11 protein-coding genes and 3 pseudogenes are annotated in these 13,896 nt (G+C 72.7%); 11 read left to right on the plus strand and 3 right to left on the minus strand.

Annotated features, from left to right (window positions below; translation table 11 throughout):
* Positions 1-60: 60 nt before the first annotated feature.
* Together ACWG52_RS03155 and ACWG52_RS03160 are read right to left on the minus strand one after the other, a co-directional pair.
* Positions 61-741 (minus strand): macro domain-containing protein, encoded by a 681-nt coding sequence (locus ACWG52_RS03155; protein ID WP_389801783.1) that lies wholly within the window; start codon positions 739-741, stop codon positions 61-63.
* Positions 742-993: 252 nt separating this feature from the next.
* On the minus strand, positions 994-1,425 hold the full coding sequence (locus ACWG52_RS03160) for a VOC family protein (RefSeq protein WP_389801781.1): 432 nt from the start codon (positions 1,423-1,425) through the stop codon (positions 994-996).
* Positions 1,426-1,509: 84 nt separating this feature from the next.
* Between ACWG52_RS03160 and ACWG52_RS03165 the strand changes: the two are divergent.
* From ACWG52_RS03165 to ACWG52_RS03190, 6 genes and pseudogenes are all read left to right on the plus strand, one after another.
* A pseudogene (locus ACWG52_RS03165) lies at positions 1,510-1,974 on the plus strand (TetR-like C-terminal domain-containing protein); the annotation flags it as partial.
* Positions 1,971-2,805: pseudogene (locus ACWG52_RS03170) on the plus strand (alpha/beta fold hydrolase). The pseudogenes ACWG52_RS03165 and ACWG52_RS03170, both read left to right, overlap by 4 nt.
* 84 nt (positions 2,806-2,889) lie before the next feature.
* Positions 2,890-4,077: a D-alanyl-D-alanine carboxypeptidase family protein gene (locus ACWG52_RS03175; protein ID WP_389801776.1), complete on the plus strand. Its 1,188-nt coding sequence runs from the start codon at positions 2,890-2,892 to the stop codon at positions 4,075-4,077.
* Between the two features lie 135 nt (positions 4,078-4,212).
* Positions 4,213-5,010, plus strand: coding sequence for a VOC family protein (locus ACWG52_RS03180; RefSeq protein WP_389801773.1), 798 nt, complete (start codon positions 4,213-4,215; stop codon positions 5,008-5,010).
* Positions 5,011-5,191: 181 nt separating this feature from the next.
* Positions 5,192-6,292 carry a PP2C family protein-serine/threonine phosphatase gene (locus ACWG52_RS03185; protein ID WP_389801770.1) on the plus strand — a complete coding sequence of 367 codons (1,101 nt, stop codon included), beginning with the start codon at positions 5,192-5,194 and terminating at the stop codon, positions 6,290-6,292.
* A gap of 39 nt (positions 6,293-6,331) precedes the next feature.
* Positions 6,332-8,815, plus strand: coding sequence for a SpoIIE family protein phosphatase (locus ACWG52_RS03190; RefSeq protein WP_389801767.1), 2,484 nt, complete (start codon positions 6,332-6,334; stop codon positions 8,813-8,815).
* A gap of 44 nt (positions 8,816-8,859) precedes the next feature.
* On the opposite strand, the pseudogene ACWG52_RS03195 reads toward ACWG52_RS03190, so the two are convergent.
* A pseudogene (locus ACWG52_RS03195) lies at positions 8,860-9,251 on the minus strand (citrate/2-methylcitrate synthase); the annotation flags it as partial.
* An 87-nt stretch (positions 9,252-9,338) separates the two neighbouring features.
* On the opposite strand from ACWG52_RS03195, the gene ACWG52_RS03200 reads away from it, so the two are divergent.
* From ACWG52_RS03200 to ACWG52_RS03220, 5 genes are all read left to right on the plus strand, one after another.
* Entirely contained in the window at positions 9,339-9,701 is a 363-nt protein-coding gene (locus tag ACWG52_RS03200) for a TroA family protein (protein ID WP_389801764.1), read from the plus strand.
* 106 nt (positions 9,702-9,807) lie between these two features.
* Positions 9,808-10,881 carry a tRNA (adenosine(37)-N6)-threonylcarbamoyltransferase complex transferase subunit TsaD gene (tsaD, locus tag ACWG52_RS03205; RefSeq protein WP_389801761.1) on the plus strand — a complete coding sequence of 358 codons (1,074 nt, stop codon included), beginning with the start codon at positions 9,808-9,810 and terminating at the stop codon, positions 10,879-10,881.
* A gap of 29 nt (positions 10,882-10,910) precedes the next feature.
* Positions 10,911-11,897 carry an ABC transporter substrate-binding protein gene (locus tag ACWG52_RS03210; protein WP_389801758.1) on the plus strand — a complete coding sequence of 329 codons (987 nt, stop codon included), beginning with the start codon at positions 10,911-10,913 and terminating at the stop codon, positions 11,895-11,897.
* Positions 11,898-12,004: 107 nt separating this feature from the next.
* The gene (locus ACWG52_RS03215; RefSeq protein WP_389803282.1) at positions 12,005-13,036 is read left to right on the plus strand and encodes a FecCD family ABC transporter permease; all 1,032 of its coding nucleotides are present in this window, start codon (positions 12,005-12,007) and stop codon (positions 13,034-13,036) included.
* Positions 13,036-13,848, plus strand: coding sequence for a heme ABC transporter ATP-binding protein (locus ACWG52_RS03220; protein WP_453127723.1), 813 nt, complete (start codon positions 13,036-13,038; stop codon positions 13,846-13,848). The genes ACWG52_RS03215 and ACWG52_RS03220 overlap by 1 nt, the downstream gene beginning before the upstream one ends.
* Positions 13,849-13,896: the final 48 nt, after the last annotated feature.

Genomic DNA, 13,896 nt, shown 5'->3' on the forward strand with positions numbered 1-13,896 from the left:
GCCGTGACCGGCCGCGCTCTCGCCCCGTCCCCGGACGGCAGGTGAGCGGCGCACGGCCGGTCAGCGGCGGCCGGCCGGGCGCCGCCGCGGGGGCTCGATGCGCACCCGCCGCTGGGCGGGCCCGCTCTCGATGCCGTCGAGCTGGGCGACGACCGTGCTGCGCAGGTCGTCGTAGTCCTCGAAGCGGAACTCGTGGAACAGCGTGTAGCCGGTCCACATGAGGTTGGCGCAGACCCGGGCCGGCACCCGGCCGGTCCGGGCGCCCATGCCGACCAGCGCCACCGACCGGATGCTGCCCGGTACTTCCGCATTCTGCCGGTGGATCGCCTGGAACGCGGCCGCGCACGCCAGGGCGACGTTCACGGTGTCCCGCACGTTCTGCGAGGACCGCTCCATCGTCGGCGTCGATATCAGGAACTTCGGCACGACCGCCCCCGAGGCGACGCACACCGCGCTTCCCACCGGGAGGCAGCCCGCGAACTGCGCCCGGACGGCCCGCTGCACGCGCAGCTGGATGCCCGCTCCCAGATGCCGCTTGATGGCCGCGTCGACCCCGCCGTCCATCCGCCCTCGGGAGTTGGTCGGGGTGACCCAGGCGTCGACCGCCTCGTCAAGGATCGAACCGTGCCGGATCTCGACCCCGGGCGTGTCCGCGAACGCCGCCCGCCACGCCTGGACCACCTCCGCGTCGGTGTCGGTCAGCACCACCCGCAGCGGCGCCGGCCCACGGTCCACACTCATGATCCACTCCGATCGGGAAGGGAATCCTGCACTGGTGAACGACGCTACCCGGGGCCACTGACAACGCCGTTGGCGGACGCGGACCAGGGCGTGACGACAGGACGGTGCGCCGAGCCCGCCTTGCCCGTATCAAGGCCTGGGAGATCCTGCGCGACCGCCGCCTGAGAGGCGACGGTGCGCGCCACGCGATGCACGACGTCGCCCGCCCGCACAACCTCGCTCCCACGGGACGACTCCCGCCACATGCGGGAATCAGGTGAGGCAGAACTCGTTGCCCTCGATGTCCTGCATCGTGATGCACGACTCGTTGACGCCATCGGCGAGCTGCGTCAGCACGTGCTTCCCGCCGAGCGCCATCAGCCGTGCGCATTCGGCCTCAAGTGTGGCCAGGCGCTCCTCACCCACGAGCCCGGCGCCGGCCCGCACATCGAGATGAACCCGGTTCTTGACGACCTTGCCTTCGGGAACTCGCTGAAAGAGCAGGCGCGAGCCCACACCCGAGGGATCGGTGCACGCGAAGTAGATCTCGTCCTCGGGCGGCAGCGAGCGGTGGAACTCCTCCCACGTGGCAAAGCCCTCCGGGACCGCAGGCACGACGTACCCCAGCACCTCACACCAGAAGGCGGCGAGGCGCGCAGGCTCCGCGCAGTCGAAGGTCACTTGGAACTGCTTGATCGTTGACATCGGCGCACGATAACAGGGGCCCTGCCGATCTCCCCAGGTCAATAGATCTGCACGTGGGGGGAGGAGGCGCGCGGCGACCACCGGTACGCCCACGTGCGCAATCTGGAGGATCTGCGCGGACGGATCGCCCTGCTGGCGGCGGACGAGAAGACGCTGCGCATCGCGGAGGCGACGGCCGGTCGATCGGGCAAGGACGCGCTGGTCGCGTTCGCCGACGCCTGGCGGGAGTACGCCCACGCGCATCCGGGCCGCTACACCGCGCCCCAGACCCGGATCCGGATCGACCCCGAGCTCGCCGCACAGGCACCCGGACCGCGCCGCGCGGTCGAGCTGACCTACGGCATGCTGCGCGGCTACGCGCTGACGGAGCCCGATCTGACCGACGCGGTCCGGCTGTTGCGCAGCACATTCCACGGGTTCGTCGCCCTGGAGGCGGCCGGCGGGTTCGCGCACGAGCGTTCACCACAGCGCTCCTGGGTCCGCACCCTCGACGCCCTGCACACCCTCCTGGAGCACTGGCCCCCGCCCCGCGAAGGAGACTCCTCATGACCGGCCCGACCATCGGCCACCTGCACGGGAACGGCGCGACCCTGCGCTACGAGGTACGTGGCCACGGCCCGCTCCTGCTGCTGATCCCCGGAGGGTCGGGCGGCGCGGCCTCCTTCGACGGCATCGCCGACGACCTGGCCGCCGAGTACACGGTCGCGACCTACGACCCGCGCGGCCTGTCCCGGAGCCCGCTGGACGACCCGGAGGCCGATCAGACCGTGGCCGAGCACGCCGACGACGCGCTGCGGATCGTGGACCTGCTGTCGCCCGGCGAGCCCGCCCGGGTGTTCGGCACCAGTTCGGGCGCGATCGCCGCCCCGCACCTGCTCGTCCGTCCCGAACGCCTCGAACGTGTCGTGGCGCACGAGCCGCCGGTGGTGGAGGTCCTGCCGGACGTCCTCGCGCACCGGGCGCTCCTCGCACGTGTGGGGGGAGACGCTCCGCACCCAGGGGCTCATGCCGGCGATGACCGTGTTCGCCGCCGGCCTGCGCAAGCCCGGGGACATCCCCGGGCCGCCGGCCCAGGTCGCTCTCCCGCCACGGGCGGCGGCTCGCGCCGAGCGGACGATGGCCGACCTGCCGTACTTCGTCGGCCGTATCGTCCCCGCCTTCATGTCCTACGTCCCGGACGTCGACCGGTTGGAGGCCTGGTCGGAGCGGCTCGTGCTCGCCTGCGGCCAGGACTCCCGCGGCGAACTGCCTTACCGTCCGGCGGCTTTCCTGGCCGAGCGCCTCGGCGCTGACCTGCGGCACTTCCCGGGCGGACACACCGGCCTGACGACGCACCCGGCCGAGTTCGGCGAGCACCTCCGGAAGGCCTTCCGGGGCTGACCTCCTCCTCCGCGCGCATCCGGGCTACCGCCGGTCGGCGTACGCCTCGCTGCGCGCGACCCGATGCATTTCTACGCTGGATGAATGAGCATCAGATCCTCCGGGCGCAGAACCGGCGCGGGCGCGGCAGCTCTGGCCATCGGCGCGTCGGTCCTCCTCGTGCCGACGGCCGCGGGCACCTCGCACGCCGAGCCGCTGCCGCCCCGACCCGCCTCGTCCGTCGACGCGTCGCTGTTGCACCGGTCCGGGACCCATGTCCGGGCACGGCAGGGGGCGCCCGCGCTACCGGACGACGTGTCCGCCCTGTCGTGGCTGGTGGCGGACGTGGGGACGGGTGCGGTGCTCGCGGCCCACGACGCGCACCGCCGGCTGCCACCGGCCAGCACCCTCAAGACCCTCTTCGCCCTCACCGCGCTGCCCCACCTGCCCGGCTCGGGCCGGCACACGGTCACCGAGGCCGAGCTGGACGAGGTACCGGACGGGAGCAGCACGGTCGGTCTCTCCGCCGATCACACCTACCGGGTGGCCGACCTGTGGCGGGGTGTCTTCCTCAGCTCGGGCAACGACGCCGTGCACGTGCTGGCCGCGATGAACGGCGGCTGGGACGTCACGTCGGCGCAGATGCAGGCCAAGGCGCGCTCCCTGGGCGCGCGCGACACCACCGTGGTCTCCCCGGACGGTTTCGACGCGGAGGGCCAGGCCTCCTCGGCCTTCGACCTCGCCGTCTTCGGCCGTACGGGCCTGGCCGACCCCGCCTTCGCCGAGTACGCGGCGACCGCCGACGCCCAGTTCCCCGGCGGCACCCTCGCCGACGGCAGTCCCACCTGGACGTACGGGATCGAGAACACCAACCGGCTGGTGACCGGTCAGGACGGGCTGGGCCGCTATCCGGGGATCATCGGTGTCAAGAACGGCTACACCTCCCAGGCGGGTTTCACGCTGATCGCGGCCGCCCGTAGGGACGGCCGTACCCTGCTGGCGACGGTGATGAACCCGCAGTGGGGCGGCGCGAACGCCGTGTACGAGGAGGCGCGGTCCCTGCTGGACTGGGGATTCGCCGCGGCCGGACATGTGGACCCGGTCGGATCGCTGGCTCCTCCCCCGGCGACGCCGCCCGCAGCACCGCCCGCCCCCGTCGCCGCCGGCGCCGTCACGCCGGACCGGCTCCACGTGGGTGCCCCGATGCTGTACGGGCTGTCGGCCGCGTTCCTCGCGGCGGTGGCGGCCCTGGCCGGGACGGCCGTCCTGCGCAGGCGCCGCACCGGGTCGTGACGGGGGGCGCACCGAGTCGTGACGGGGCGCGTCCCGGTCGCCGGCCGCGCGCGCCGGCCGCGGGCACGGTCGACGCGCGAGGGGCAGGGTCCGGTGCCAGGCTGAGGCCGTACCGGACCCGCGAAAGGCAATCCCATGATCACCACTGACTTCGTCCCCGGCTCCCCCTGCTGGCTGGACCTCGGCGTCCCGGACGTCCGCGCGGCCGCGGCCTTCTACGGCGCCGTGCTCGGCTGGGACTACGAGTCCATGGGCGAGGGCGAGGACATGGAAGGCGGGATGTTCCGGAAGGACGGGAAGTTCGTCGCCGGGCTCGGCAGGCTCACCGAGGAAGGCGCCCGCCCGGCCTGGATGATCTATCACAGCGTCACCGACGCGGACGCCACCACCCAGGCGGTGGAACGCGCGGGCGGCACCGTGCGGGTGGCCCCGCGGGACCTCGACGAGTGGGGCCGGATGGCGCAGTACAGCGACCCCCTGGGGGGACAGTTCGCCGTCTGGCAGCCGGGAAGGAGCAAGGGCGTCGAGCTGGTGGACGCGCCGGGCTCACTGTGCTGGACGGAGCTGTACACGACGGACGCCGCCGCCGCGAAGGAGTTCTACGGCGGCGTCTTCGACTGGCGGTTCAGCGACATGGCGCTGCCCGGCGGCGGGGGCGCGTACGCCCTCATCACTCCCGCCGGCCTTCCCGAGGAGCGGATGCACGGTGGCCTCATGGAGCTCCCGGCGGAGCACCTGGCCCTCGCGCACGGGCGGCCGTACTGGCATCCGGTCTTCGCCGTCACCGACTGCGATGCCGCGGTCGCCGCGGTCACCGAGCACGGCGGGAGCGTGCAGATGGGCCCGCAGGACGCGGAGGGCGTCGGCCGGCTCGCCGTCTGCCTCGACCCGGCGAACGCCGACTTCGTGCTCCTCACACCGGTCCGTGGGTGATCCCCCGGCGAGCTCTGTCGCACGTCGCGCGCGGGGACCGCTGGCCGGGGCCGGAGGCCCGTCGAGCGGGGAACCCCGGTGGCGGCCTCGGGTCCGGGCGGGGCAGTCTGTAGTCATGAGAGCGCCCTTGCGCTCGCCTCCCGGACCGCGAGCCGACGGCCACCATCAGGTCCTTTTCGTCTTGGCGAAGTGCGTTCCCTTCGCGATCGCCCTGCTGGTGCTCCTCGTCGAGTTCACGCCCCTGCACGTCCTGTACACCGGCCCCCTGTTGGTCGCGACCCCCGCTCTGGCGGCCGTGACGATGGGCCCCAAGGGCACCCTCGCGGCGGCGGGGGTGGCCGTCGGTGTCAGCGTGACCACCGCCAGCTACAACGGCGCCTGGGGAACCCAGCAGGTGTACACGAACTTCCTCGCCCTGTTCCTGGTCTCGGTGGCGAGTTTCCTGACGAGCCGCTCCGCGCGCACCCGCACGGAGAACGAGCTCAACCAGGTCCGCCGGATCGCCACGGCCGCCCAGGAGGTCATCCTGCGGCCGGTGCCGGACCGGCTGGGGTCCGTACGGTCGGCCAGCATGTACCTGGCAGCCGAGACGGGCGCGCAGATCGGTGGCGACCTGTACGACGTGGTCCAGACCCGGTACGGGGTCCGGATGATCGTCGGGGACGTCCGGGGCAAGGGACTGCCCGCGGTCCGGGCCGCCGCGATCGTGCTGGGCGCCTTCCGGGAGGCCGTGCACTACGAGGCCGACCTGGTGAAGGTCGTCGACCGGTGCGGAGCGGCCCTGCACCGGGACGCCGCCGTATCGGGCGCGGCCGGAGGCGCGGACGCCCTCGTGGAGGGGTTCGTGACCGCGCTCGTGGCCCAGATCCCCGACGGCCGGCACATCGAGATGATCAACCGGGGCCATCCGCCCGCGCTGCTGCTGCACGACGGAGCCGTCCGATCCCTGATGCCCACCGCTCCCCTGCCGCCGCTCGGGCTCGAGGAATTCCTCGACGGCCCTCCCGGGCGGGCGGAGCGCCATCCGTTCGTGCCCGGGGATCGGCTGCTGTTGTACACCGACGGCGTCATCGAGGCCCGTGACCAGGACAAGGCCTTCTTCGACCTGGCCGAGGCCATGGTGACCCTGCGCGACCACACCCGGGAGGCGTTCCTGACGGGCCTGCACCAGGCATTGCTGCGCCACACCCGGAACCGGCTGGCCGACGACGTCGCGGTCGTCCTCGTCGACCGGTACGAGGAGGAAGAGGAGGAGCCAGGGCCGGCCGGAGGGCCGACGTAGGACCCGTGGAGTCGCCCGTACGGTCCAGGACGCGACAGCATGGAGAGAGGCCGACCGGCGAGATGCCCTCGACAGGAGGTGATACGCACAGTGACCAGCCATCGCTTCTCCTTCTGCGGGGCCGAGCTCGCCGCCGTCTACGTGATCGCCGACCAGGGCAGGGAACTCCATCTGGCCGAGCTGACCGGTAACCGTGGCGTCCTCTACGGGCTGCCGGCGATCCTCGCCGTGGCCGGCCATTCGCCCGCCGCCAACGCCTTCCGCTCCGGCCGCCCGCTGTGGCTGACGCCCAAGGAACTCGCCACGTTCATCGAGGAGGACCCCCACCACTTCCCCACCCGGGTGCGCAACAGTGCCCCCAACTCGCCGACCCGGGTCTCGCTGGGCGCGCTGCCCCTGGGATACGACGACATGGAGCTCGGGTGCCTGGTCGTCGCCGGGCAGGCCGGGGACGGCGGCTTCAGCGCCGACGACCGGAGCCTGCTGGAGCTGTACGCCGACCAGGTGGCCACGGGACTCGAATCGGTCGCCGCCCGCTTCGCCGGCCGCAAGGCGCCGCAGTCCCATCTGGGCCAGTCGCTGGTGCCCGACCAGGGCGGCGCCTTCATCCTGGAACTGAGCACCGGCCGGATGGAGGCCCACGCCCATGTGCTGGAGCTGCTCGGGCTGCCTCCCGATCAGTTCGACGGGCAGGTGGAGACCGTGCTCGCCTGTGCCGTTCCCGACGACATGCCCGCGCTGATGGCGATCGTGGAGCCGAACCGGCTGGCCGCGTCCGGACAGCAGCTGGCGTTCCGGATCCGCCGGCCGAACGGCGAGCTGCGCTGGCTGGGGCTGCGTTGCCGCGTGGAGGTGGACTCCGAGGGCATCCCGCGGCGCGTGCTGGGCGTGGTGGCCGACGCCACGTACCTGCGCCCCAGCGCCGACGAGGTCTCCCTGGTGCAGCGGCTGTCGGCGACCCTGGCGGGAGCGGCGACCATCCGGGAGGTCAGCCGGCTGGTGGTCGCCGCCCTGCGCGAGCCGCTGGGCACCTCCCGGGTCGCCGTCGGCGAACTGGAGCCGGATCGGCTCATCGTCACCGCCCTCGATCCGCCGGAGCCCGATGCCTGGCCCGAGGTCTGGCGCGCCGAGTGGCGGTCGGAGTGGCCCGACGTCGCACTGAGCGACCTGCCCACCCTGCAGAGCGCCCTGCGCGGGGGGCATCTGAGCCTGTGGCCGCCGGGGGCGGATCTGGAGCCCGGACTGCTGGGCGTCGGGCCCGGTGGTCTCGCGGTGCTGCCGCTTCCCGCCGACGGTCGGATGGTCGGGGTGGCTCTGGTGGGGTGGGACGCTGAGCACCGGTTCGGACCCGAGGAGCGGACGCTGCTGACCGCGACCGCGGGGCTGGTCGGGCAGGCACTGGTACGTGCCCACGCGCTGGACGCGCGCCATGAACTCGCCACCATGCTCCAGCGCAGTCTGCTGCCCCGTAAGCTCCCGGAGCTGCCGGGCGGGATCGCGGTCGCCCGCTACCTGCCCGCGACCGCCGGGCTTGAGGTCGGCGGGGACTGGTACGACGTCATTCCGCTCCGCGACGGCCATGTGGCCTTCGTCATCGGGGACGTCCAGGGGCACAGCGCGGGAGCCGCCACCATCATGGGCCAGATGCGTACGGCGGTCAGGGCCTACGCGGTGGAGGGACACCCGCCCGATGTGGTGGTCGCGCGGGCCAACCGGCTGCTCGTCGGGATGGAGACGGACCTCTTCGCCACGTGTGGGTACGTGGACCTGGACATGGAGGAGGGCATCGCCCGGGTCGTCCGGGCCGGCCATCTGCCACCGATCCTGCGTCACCCCGACGGCGTCGCCGAGGAGATGGCGGTCGAGGGCGGGCCTCCCCTGGGGGTGCTCGCCGAGGCCGAATTCCCCATGACCGAGGCGGGGCTGCTCCCCGGCACCCTGCTCGTGCTGCTGACGGACGGCATGGTCGAGTCCGCGCGGCTCCCGCTGGACGAGGGCATGCGACGGGTGTGCGACGCGCTCGCGGCGGCCGACCCGGTCGATGTCGGAGCGGTCGCCGACGAGTTGGTCGGCGGTGTGGGGCGGCGCGACGACGACGTGGCGTTGCTGTTGCTGCGCTACGACGGCCAGGGCGACCGGCCGAGACGGAGCCACTGGACGGTGTGGCGGCTGCCCGACGCGGTCCTGCACGCGCGCCGGTTCACGGCGCGCACCCTGCGGTCCTGGGGAGTGGTGGACCAGCTCGACGAAGCCCTGCTGGTCGTGTCCGAGCTGGTCACCAACGCCATCGCGCACACGCAGGGCGAGGTGGGGATGGATCTGACCCTGTCGGCGGACCGGCTGCGGATCGCGGTGAACGACGCGTCGCCGCGCAGCCCCGTCAAGCCGCTCTGGGTGAGCTGGGAGTCGACCGGCGGCCGCGGGCTCCTCATCGTCGACGCGGTGACGGCGGCCTGGGGCTCGGTGCCGCTCAGTGGCGGCAAGCAGGTGTGGGCCGAGATCCCCTGGCGCCGCGACGCCTGACGCGCCGACCCGGACGACCCGGTCCGGAAGTGGTGCCCGGCCGGTCAGGCCGGGAGGGGGCGGATGGCGGGACCGGTGTAGGAGCCGAGGGGGCGGATCAGCGCGTTGTGCTCCAGTTGTTCGATGATGTGGGCCGCCGGCCGGTGATCCGGCTCATCACGAAGAGCGGGGTGAAGGCCGGGGTGTCGAACCCCATCAGGTGGTATGCCAGCCCGGCGGGGTGGTCGAGGTTCGGGTGGATGCCCTTGCGGCTGATCATGGCGTGCCGGAGCGCGGCGTGCAGGGTGGCGAGCCGGGTCGTGTCGGGGTCGGCGGCTCGGGCGACGAGTCGGTCGGTGGCCTCCTGCATGATCGGTACGCGGGAGTCGCCGTCGCGGTAGACGCGGTGCCCGAAGCCCATGACCTTCCTGCCGGCGGCCAGCGCCTCGTCCAGCCACTCCCCCTTCCACGCGGCGGCCGAACGACTGCGCTACGACATCGAGCTGTTGAATGGCTGGATCCGCTCTGGCCGGCCGGGCACTGGGTGCCCGAGCAGATCGTGTGCGCGGGCGGTGAGGCACTGATCGCCGCCCCGGGCGAACACACCCGGCCGATGGAGCGGGAGGCGGTCCGGGCCGCGCGCCCGGACGTACTCCTCGTCATGCCCTGCGGGTTCGCCCCGGAACGCACCCTGCGCGAACGGGACCTGCTGAGCGCGCTGCCGGGCTGGGAGGAGCTGCCCGCGGTGCGCGCGGGTGAGGTGTGGGTGCTGGACGGGCCCGCCTACTTCAACCGCCCGGGCCCGCGCGTCGTGCGCGGTGCGGAGGTACTGGCGCACGTCTTGCACGGGGTCGGGGCGGGCGCCCCGGTGGAGCCGACGGAGGCCGTCCGGCTCGCCCACGGCTGACGGCGGTCCGCCTCCGGCTCGGCGGACGCTCCTCGCGGGTCCACACCCTGCCCTTATTGCATATACATTGCAGTTGCGGGAATTGCACATCAGAGGGTGGAGAGCAGTGAGCGGACCAGTGGTGCTGGGGATCGAGTCGTCCTGCGACGAGACCGGCGCGGGAATCGTGCGGGACGGCAGGCTGCTCGCGCACGTGGTGGCGTCGAGCATGGACGAGCACGCCCGCTTCGGCGGCGTGGTCCCGGAGATCGCGGCCCGTGCGCACCTGCACTCCTTCAACCCGGTCGTCCGGCAGGCCCTCGACCAGGCCGGGCTGAGGCTGAGCCAGATCGACGCGGTCGCCGTCACCACCGGGCCCGGCCTCTCGGGTGCGCTGCAGGTGGGTCTGGCCGGGGCGAAGACGCTGGCGTACGCGGCCGGGGTGCCGCTGTACGGCGTGCATCACCTGGCCGGTCACGTGGCCGCCGACACGTTGGAGCACGGTCCGCTGCCCCGGCCGTGCGTGGTGCTGATCGTCTCCGGCGGCCACACCTCGCTGCTGCTCGTACGCGACCTGGTGCGCGAGCCGATCCTGCACCTCGGGGACACCCTCGACGACGCGGCGGGCGAGTGCTTCGACAAGGTCGCCCGGATCCTGGGCCTGCCCTATCCGGGCGGGCCGGCCATCGACCGGGCCGCCCGCGACGGCGACCCGAAGGCCGTGACCTTCCCGCGCCCGCTCACCAGGCCCGGGGACGACCCGTACGCCTTCTCCTTCTCGGGCCTGAAGACGGCTGCGGCCCGCTGGGCCGAGAAGCACCGCCAACTCGGTCAGGAGCCACCGGTCGCCGACGGCGCGGCCGCCCTGCAGGAGGCCGTGGCGGACGTACTGACCCGCAAGGCCCTCGCCGCCTGCCGCGACCACGACGTCAGGACGCTGATCGTGGTCGGCGGCGTCGCCGCGAACTCGCGGGTCAGGGCGCTCGCGGAACGGCGATGCGCGTCCGCGGGCATCGAACTGCGCGTTCCGCCCCTGACCTTGTGCACGGACAACGGCGCCATGATCGCGGCCGTCGGCGACCTGCTGGTCCGCTCCGGAGCCGAGCCGGCCCCGCTGAACGTGTCCGTCGACCCGTCCGCACCCCTGGAGTACGCCTCCTTGACCCCGCTCCCCGCCCCACCGGTCACCCGCTCCGCGTGAACCCCACCGACACCCTAAGGACCCACCGCATGAGGGGCATACGCCCACTGTCCTCGTTCCTGGCCGCGGCCGCCGTACTGCTCGTACCGGCCTGCGGCAGCACGACCCAGAACCGCACCGACACCGCCGGACCGGGGGTGCAGGGTTTCCCCGTCACCGTGTCCAACTGTGGGGTGGAGACCACCTACCGGCGGCCGCCGCAGCGCGCCGTGTCCCTGAACCAGCACGCCACGGAGGTCATGCTGGCGCTCGGGCTGGAGAAGTCGATGGTGGGCACCGGCTATCTCGACGACAGGATCCTGCCGGAGTACCAGGCCGCCTTCGACTCGGTGAAGGTCCTCTCCAAGGAGTACCCGTCCTTCGAGACGCTGCTGGCCTCCGAACCGGACTTCGTCTACGGCGGGTTCACCTCCACCTTCGACGAGAAGGACGGCCGCGGCCGCCCGACCTTCACCAAGGCCGGCATCAACACCCACCTCAACATCGAAGGTTGTCCGGCCGGGCCGGTGACCATGGCCACCGTCGACGAGGAGATCCGCACGGTCGCCAAGATCTTCGGCGTTCCGGAGCGGGGCGAGCAGCAGGTGAACACGCTGCACGGCACCCTCGACCGGGTGGACGGCGCACTGGCCGGCGTCACCCCGACCAAGCTCTTCGTGTACGACAGTGGGGACAAGACCGCCTTCACCGCCGGCGGCAAGGGCATCGGCAACGAGCTGATCAAGAAGGCCGGTGGGGTCAACCTCTTCGCCGACGTGGACAAGGCCTTCGGTGACGTGTCGTTCGAGCAGGTGGCCGAGCGCGCCCCCGAGGTCATCGTGATCTACGACTACGGCGACCGGCCCGTCGAGGAGAAGAAGAAGTTCCTCCTCGCCAACCCCGCCCTCAAGGACGTCCCCGCGATCAGGAACGAGCGGTTCGCGGTGCTGCCGCTGTCGTCGACCGTGCTCGGTGTCCGCGTCCCGGCGGCCGTGGAGTCGCTGGCCCGCCAGATCCACCCGGACCGCTTCCGGTGACGGAGTCGACCGGTACGGGCGAGGCGGTCGTCGCCCCGACGAGAACCGCGACGAAGGCCTCGGCGGGGAACCCGGTGAAAGCCCCGACGGGAAGCCCGGGGTCCGCCGTGACCCGCCGCCGGTCCGTTCCGTACGCCCTGCTGCTCACCGCGCTGGGAGTCCTGCTGGCGACCACGGCGACGGCCGGCATCGCGATCGGATCGATCGGCGTCCCGGCCGAGCAGGTCTGGGGCATCCTGCTCCACCGGATCCACCCGGTCCTCGCCGACCCGACCTGGACGCCGGTCCGCGAGACGATCGTCGTCGACGTCCGGCTCCCTCGCGTGTTGCTGGCCGGTGTGGTGGGCGCGGGTCTGTCGGTGTCCGGGATGGCGCTGCAGGCCCTGGTCCGCAACCCGCTGGCCGACCCGATGATGCTGGGGGTCTCCTCGGGCGCGTCGGTCGGGGCGGTGCTGGTCCTCGTGTTCCACGTGGGCGTGTTCGGGATGTTCTCCTTGCCCCTGGCGGCGTTCTGCGGAGCCCTGGCCGCGCTGGTCGCGGTGTACTTCCTGGCGCGCTCCGGCGGACGGATGACCACCGTACGGCTGGTACTGGCGGGCGTGGCCATGGCCGAGGTCCTCTCGGCGGTGGCCAGTTTCCTGATCGTCACCTCCAACGACCCGCAGAAGACCCAGTCGGCCCTGCGCTGGATGCTCGGCGGGCTGGCCGGCACCACCTGGACGACGGTATGGATCCCCGTCGGCGCCGTGCTCCTGGGCACGGCCGTCCTGCTGGGGGTGTGCCGTTCCCTCAACCTGCTGCTGGCCGGGGAGGAGGCCGCCGCGGCGCTCGGACTGGACGTCCACCGCTTCCGCGGTGCCCTGTTCGTCCTGGTCGCCCTGATGATCGGCACGATCGTCGCCGTCAGCGGCCAGATCGGCTTCGTCGGACTGATCATGCCGCACGTGGTGCGGCTGCTGGTCGGCGCCGACCACCGCCGCGCGCTGCCCGCCGCCGCCCTCCTCGGCGCCACCTTCCTCATCGCCGCCGACCTGGGGGCGCGCACGCTCATGAGCCCGGAGGAGATACCCGTCGGCATCCTCACCGCCCTGGTCGGCGGCCCGTTCTTCCTCTGGTTGATGCGCCGGAAGGTGGCATGATGACCGACCGCCCGACCCCGAAGGCCGGCGCCCTCGACGCCGAGGAGGTCACCGTCGTGGTGAACGGCCGGACCCTCGTCGACCGCGTCTCCCTGCACGTGGCACCCGGCGAGGTCCTAGGCCTCGTCGGCCCCAACGGCGCCGGCAAGTCCACCCTGCTGCGCACCGTCTACCGTGCGCTGCGCCCCACCTCCGGACGGGTCCTGCTCGACGGCGAGGACGTGTGGCGGATGCCCGGCAAACGTCTCGCACGGCACCTCGCGGCCGTCCTGCAGGAGTCCACGGGCGACTTCGAGCTCACCGTCCACGACGTGGTGGCCATGGGACGCACCCCGCACAAGCGGGCCTTCGCGGGGGACGACTCCGAGGACCGCGCGATCATCATGGACGCGCTGGAGGAACTCGACGTCGCCGCGCTGGCGCAGGCCCCGTTCGACCGCCTCTCGGGCGGGGAGAAGCAGCGGGTCCTGATCGCCCGCGCCCTGGCCCAGCGCACCGGCACCATGGTCCTGGACGAGCCGACGAACCACTTGGACCTACGACATCAGCTGGACGTGCTCCGGCTCGTCCGCAGGGTCGGGGTCACCGCCGTGATCGCCCTGCACGACCTCAACCTCGCCGCGTCCTTCTGCGACCGGATCTGCGTGCTGGACGGCGGCCGCACGGTCGCGACCGGGGCACCGCAGGAGGTCCTCACCCGGGACCTGCTGGCCGAGATCTACCGGGTCGAGGCGGAGGTGTCCCCGCATCCGGGCACCGGGATCCCGCAGGTCACCGTGTTCCCCGAAGCCCGACGTGACGGGATCCGATAGCCGGTGGCCGGTGGCCGGTGGCCGGTGGCGCCACCGTCGTGAGCCGGT

Source organism: Streptomyces sp. CLCI03, from assembly GCF_053615355.1.

What these genes read in the sequence shown, in the direction of transcription:
- ACWG52_RS03220 (WP_453127723.1), top strand. Translation starts at nt 13,036, where the DNA reads ATGACCGACCGCCCGACCCCGAAGGCCGGCGCCCTCGACGCCGAGGAG.
- ACWG52_RS03175 (WP_389801776.1), top strand. Translation starts at nt 2,890, where the DNA reads ATGAGCATCAGATCCTCCGGGCGCAGAACCGGCGCGGGCGCGGCAGCT.
- ACWG52_RS03180 (WP_389801773.1), top strand. Translation starts at nt 4,213, where the DNA reads ATGATCACCACTGACTTCGTCCCCGGCTCCCCCTGCTGGCTGGACCTC.
- ACWG52_RS03155 (WP_389801783.1), bottom strand. Translation starts at nt 741, where the DNA reads ATGAGTGTGGACCGTGGGCCGGCGCCGCTGCGGGTGGTGCTGACCGAC.
- ACWG52_RS03190 (WP_389801767.1), top strand. Translation starts at nt 6,332, where the DNA reads ATGGAGAGAGGCCGACCGGCGAGATGCCCTCGACAGGAGGTGATACGC.
- ACWG52_RS03160 (WP_389801781.1), bottom strand. Translation starts at nt 1,425, where the DNA reads ATGTCAACGATCAAGCAGTTCCAAGTGACCTTCGACTGCGCGGAGCCT.
- ACWG52_RS03210 (WP_389801758.1), top strand. Translation starts at nt 10,911, where the DNA reads ATGAGGGGCATACGCCCACTGTCCTCGTTCCTGGCCGCGGCCGCCGTA.